Raw genomic sequence first — 474 nt, forward strand, 5'->3', positions numbered from 1 at the left:
GATATTGGCCAGGCCGATCCTCATGGTGGCTCGGGTGATACCGACAGTCCGGACAAACAGCCCCGTCTGTGACTTCTGATCGGCAAAGACATGCTCGACACGCGAGCGGATGACCGACTTTCCAGCATTTGATTTCTGGATATGCCTGGGCATAGTCTTGAGATGCGGCTTTTTGCGATGAACCTTGGAAACAAATCCCTGCTTTTCCATGAAGTCTTCGTTGGCTTTTGAGCGATAGGCCGTGTCAGCCCAGACACTTGAGGCCGTATTGGTTTTATCCAGCAGCCCCTCTCTCAATCTCGCGCCATCACTGGCGGCGGCATGCGTTGTTTTCCATTTCCGGATGAACCGGTATTTCCGATCGATGGAAACATGCGATTTATAGCCAAAGAACGGGATGGCGAGATCACTGGATGGCATGGTTCCATCATCCTGCCGCTTCGCTTTGGTGAACTTTAGCGTCCAGCGCGCATG

Annotated in this window: 1 protein-coding gene; it reads right to left on the bottom strand. The window is 53.0% G+C overall.

Going from position 1 to position 474, the window contains the following annotated elements; translation table 11 throughout:
• Nucleotides 1-474, bottom strand: a 474-nt coding sequence (locus J2D75_RS14305) for a transposase (RefSeq protein ID WP_207855463.1), incomplete at both ends; no start/stop codon positions are given.

Origin of the sequence: Acetobacter suratthaniensis (genome assembly GCF_017377745.1) — a bacterium.
Classification (GTDB): Bacteria; Pseudomonadota; Alphaproteobacteria; order Acetobacterales; family Acetobacteraceae; genus Acetobacter; species Acetobacter suratthaniensis.